This window comes from Stenotrophomonas sp. 3diitr2024, from assembly GCF_042136455.1.
GTDB lineage: Bacteria > Pseudomonadota > Gammaproteobacteria > Xanthomonadales > Xanthomonadaceae > Stenotrophomonas > Stenotrophomonas sepilia.
In genome coordinates this window covers 1-3116 of the sequence record NZ_JBHHMJ010000652.1, presented here as the reverse complement: position 1 = coordinate 3116, position 3116 = coordinate 1, and the positions used below count along the sequence as shown (strand labels likewise).

Annotated in this window: 2 protein-coding genes; one reads left to right on the top strand and one right to left on the bottom strand. The window is 67.3% G+C overall.

The annotated features are described in order from the left end of the window. Positions 1–350 precede the first annotated feature (350 nt). Entirely contained in the window at positions 351–1670 is a 1320-nt protein-coding gene (locus ABGA94_RS16800) for a M20 family metallopeptidase (protein ID WP_053500212.1), read from the bottom strand. A gap of 186 nt (positions 1671–1856) precedes the next feature. Here ABGA94_RS16800 and ABGA94_RS16795 point away from each other — a divergent pair, with 186 nt between their 5' ends. Beyond that, on the top strand, positions 1857–3101 hold the full coding sequence (locus tag ABGA94_RS16795; RefSeq protein WP_069140039.1) for an efflux RND transporter periplasmic adaptor subunit: 1245 nt from the start codon (positions 1857–1859) through the stop codon (positions 3099–3101). The last annotated feature ends 15 nt before the right edge of the window (positions 3102–3116 follow it).

The following is a 3116-nucleotide window of genomic DNA, read 5'->3' as shown; positions in this document are numbered from 1 at the left end:
GATCGGCGCCTGTTCCCAACCGCAACCGCCTGCCACCGCCGAGCCCACGCAGCCCCTGGATACCCGGCCCCCCGACACATTTCTGCCGCCGATCCACCACGGGAAAGATCAGAAAATCAAAATCCGATCCTTCGGACATTTTCGATGTCTGCCATCCACGCATGGCGTGGATCTACCGGCAAGCCACGGGATCGGGTCTGGAGGAAAGCCCCCTGAGTCAGGGGGCGGCCGCGAAGCGGCAGGGGTCTGGAAGCTGGTAAGGGGGGCCCACCGTTCGCGCAGCGAACTGTGGGAGCGACAGCGCGCATGCGATGTCGCGTACCCAGGGCTGCAAGCCCTGCCGGTAACCCTTACCCCGCCGGAGTACCGGCACCGTGCAGGTAATCCAGGCTCACCTGCAGCAACGCCCTCAATCCCACATCCAGCGCCTTCTCATCCAGCAGGAACTTCGGCGAATGGTTGGCCGGCGCCGTCGCCGGGTCGATGCCCACGCTGGTGGAGCCGACGAAGAAGAACATGCCCGGCACTTCCTTCGCGTACAGCGAGAAATCCTCCGCGCCCATCTGCAGCGGCGGCTCGTACACGTTGTCCTTGCCCACCACCGCCTGCAGGCTCGGCAGCATCTTCGCGGTCAGCGCCGGGTCGTTCACCGTGGCTGGGTTGCCCTCCGACTCGTAGATGTCGGTCACCGCCTTCGCACCGTGCGCGGCGGCCGTGTGCTCGGCCACGTTGCGCAGGTCGGCAAAGATCTGCTGGCGCATGCCTTCGTCAAAGGTGCGGATGGTGCCGACCATCTCCACTTCATCGGGAATGATGTTGTAGCGGATGCCGCCGTTGATCGCGCCGAAGGTCAGCACCGCCGGTTGCTTGGACAGGTTGGCGCGGCGGCTGACGATGGTCTGCGCGGTGCCGACCAGATCGGCGGTGGCGACGATCGGGTCAACACCGTTCCACGGTGCCGAGCCATGCGTCTGGCGACCGATCACCTTGATCCCGAAGCGATCAGAGGCAGCCATCAATGGGCCGCCGCGCACCGCGATCTGGCCGGCCTGCACGCTGGAGAACACATGCAGGCCGAACACTGCCTCCGGCTTGAAGTCGGCAAACAGCCCTTCCTTCAGCATCAGTGCGGCACCGCCCTCTTCCGGCGGCGGCGCGCCTTCCTCGGCCGGCTGGAAGATCAGCATCACCTGGCCCGGCAGGTCCTTCTTCATTGATACCAGCGCTTCGGCCACGCCGAGCAGGGTGGCGGTATGCGCGTCGTGGCCACAGGCATGCATCACGCCCACGGTCTGCCCGCGGTACTGGTCGGTGGCCTTGGAGGCGAACGGCAGGCCTGTCTGCTCGGTCACCGGCAACGCGTCCATGTCCGCGCGCAACGCGATCTTCGGGCCTGGCTTGCCGCCTTCGATGATCGCCACCACGCCGTGGTGGGCGATGCCGGTCTTCGGCTTCAGGCCCATCGCACGCAGGCGCTTGGCGACCTCGGCCGAGGTGCGCGCCTCGCGGTTGGACAGCTCCGGGTGCTGGTGGAAATCACGACGCCATTCGACCACCTGGGCCTGCAGCCGCTGCGCGGCGGCGGTCACTTCCGGGCGTTGCCCGTCCTGGGCATGGGCAAGCGCCGGCAGGGCCAGCAGCAGGGCGGACAGCAGCAGCGAACGGCGCATCGCAATCTCCACAGCAAGAGGGTTCCAGCTGAATGTAGGGCAACACCGGCGCCACGGGAACCTCCGGCGCCGCATCCGGTCTTAGCGCCCGTCCCATCCGTCATGCAGGAAACGTGATGTGGCACAGGTATGCTTTGCGCATTGTCCCGGCGTCCCGTCCGGTCCAGCCCTCTCGGAGTCCTCGTAATGTCACGTGTTTGGAAGATCGTGCTGCTGGTCGTGGCGATCCTGGTGCTGGCCGTGGTCGGCCTGCGCGTCATCGGCGGGGGCAAGGACAAGGCTGGAAAACCTGCTGCGGGCGCGCGCCAGGGCGGCGAAGATCCGAATGCCGGTCCAGTGCCGGTGACCGTGGTGGAGGCCACGCGCCAGGACGTGCCGGTGTATGCCAGCGCGCTGGGTACGGTGACCGCGATGAACACCGTCACTGTCAGCCCGCAGGTCGGCGGCCAGCTGATGAGCCTGAATTTCCGTGAAGGCCAGGAAGTGAAGCAGGGTGATGTGCTGGCGGTGATCGATCCGCGCACCGCCCAGGCCAGCTACGACCAGGCCGCGGCAGCCAAGCGCCAGAACGAGGCCCTGCTGGCCACCGCGCGCTCCAACTACCAGCGCTCGAACGCGCCGGAGTATCGCCAGTACGTCGCCAAGACCGATCTGGATACACAGCGAAACCAAGTGGCACAGTACGAAAGCGCCGTGGCCGCCAACGAGGCCAGCATGCGCTCGGCGCAGGTGCAGCTGCAGTACACCCGGGTCACCGCGCCGATCTCAGGCATCGCCGGCATCCGTGCGGTCGACGCCGGCAACGTGGTCAGCGCCGGTACCGCGCTGGTCACGCTGACCCAGATCCATCCGATCCACGTGCTGTTCAACCTGCCCGAGCGCCAGCTCGGCGATGTGCGCCAGGCACAGGCCGCCGGCACGGTACCGGTGGCGGCGCTGGACCGCGCCGATTCGCACGTGCTGTCCGGCGACGGCAAGCTCGATGTGGTCGACAACCTGATCAGTGCCGACAGCGGCACGTTCAAGGCGCGCGCCGTATTCGACAACACCGACAACGGCCTGTGGCCGGGCCAGTTTGTCAACGTGCGCATGCAGCTGCGCACCATCGGCGGCGGCGTGGTCATTCCGACCCAGGCGGTGCTGCGTGGCCCGGACGGCGAGTACGTCTATGTCGTGCAGGGCGACAACACGGTGAAGATGCAGACCGTGCGCAGCGGCGTGGAAGTGGGCGACAGCCAGGTGCAGATCGCCGAAGGCCTGAAGGGCGGCGAGCGGGTGGTCAGTGAAGGCCAGTTCCGCCTGAAGCCGGGCAGCAAGGTCACCGCACTGAAGCCGGGCGAGACCCCGGCCGCACCGACCGAGGCCGAACTGAAGGCAGCCGAGCAGAAGAACGCAGGCGGCGGTGGCCGTCGCGGTGGTGGCCCGCGCTGAGCGCAGGCCACGGTT